Origin of the sequence: Micromonospora rosaria (assembly GCF_001567585.1) — a bacterium.
GTDB lineage: Bacteria > Actinomycetota > Actinomycetes > Mycobacteriales > Micromonosporaceae > Micromonospora > Micromonospora rosaria.
Window position 1 is genome coordinate 1 of sequence record NZ_LRQV01000306.1, and the last position, 1,186, is coordinate 1,186.

Annotated in this window: 1 protein-coding gene and 1 pseudogene; both read right to left on the reverse strand. The window is 68.2% G+C overall.

Features of this window, described 5'->3' with window-relative positions:
* Window positions 1–194 precede the first annotated feature (194 nt).
* Window positions 195–560 (reverse strand): helix-turn-helix domain-containing protein, encoded by a 366-nt coding sequence (locus AWW66_RS32220; protein WP_157528345.1) that lies wholly within the window; start codon window positions 558–560, stop codon window positions 195–197.
* Window positions 561–616: 56 nt separating this feature from the next.
* Window positions 617–1,186 (reverse strand): annotated as a pseudogene (locus AWW66_RS34740) (hypothetical protein); the annotation flags it as partial.

Consider the following 1,186-nt stretch of genomic DNA (forward strand, 5'->3'; position numbering starts at 1 on the left):
GATGATCTGGTCGGTCATGTGAGTCGGACCGACGGAATCTGCGGAGTTCATCGCTCGGTAGTTTAGTAACGGACAGAAATCGGTCACGACAGCCATGATCGAGTGCACTCTTCTCGGCAGATCCGCGCGCCGAGCCGCACGTCGCGGATGGCCGCCAGCGCGACGTGCTTACAACCGCGAATGGCCGCCGTTGTTCACCTCGGTGTGGTGTCGGAGTCGACTGAACTGACAGCCACGATCTCCGTGACAACCCTGAACCGCGTCGGCATCGTCGCCGAGGCATCCGTCCGTGGCTGCGCTGCCGTCTGGTGGTCCACGAACCGCCGCAACCGGGCCAACGCTCCGCCCGTCCCCAACACCTCGTCACAGCGATTCATCAAATCCAGGCTGGCCTTCCGCTCCGCCTTCTCGATCTTGCCGAGAAGGTCCGGGCTCACGTACACCAGCGCCGCGAGCCGTGCCAGCGATAACCCGCGCTGCTGCCGCCAGCACCGCAACTCCGCGCCAAGGAAGTGACGCGCGGACGCATGTGGCCTCAACTCGGCCGGCCGCTGCCCCATCACGCCCGCCTACGAGGTCCGGACGCCGCAGCGGAGCCAGGCGACCTGTACACCCGTCATCGCTGCCGCCGCCCATCCGCCGGCCGGCCCACCTGGGGCCCGTCGATCGCCTCGCTCGGACGGGCCGGTACGGGGGCGAGGATGGTCGCGGGGTCGGATGGTTCGATGAGCACTTCGACCGGCCCCGCCAGGACAGCGACACGTCCGGCCGCGCCCTCGTCACGCACCACCCTGACCTGCGCCGCCGCGACGGTCAGACTCACCCGCACCGTCGCACCGCCGGGAACGACCAGCCCACCACCATTGTCACCGACCACCCTGCCTACCGCCGCCGCACCACCGGTGTCGTCGGGCGCAGGAGCAGGCATATCCGAGAGCGTCTGCGGTGGAGCCAGATCCGGATCGGGGTCTTTGGCGTGTCCGTGGATGATGAAGAACCCGACTTCGGCGTTGGTGGCCTTGCCCAGCACCTGCCGCAACGCGGTACGGCAGGGCTCGAACGGCCACCGATGCTCACCACGTTCGAGCTTGCCGACGTAGCGTGCATCAACGGTGACACGGCGCCCCGCGTGCTCGTAGGCGTACGCGTTGACCGCCTCCGCCAACTCCTGCCGCGACATCGGCCG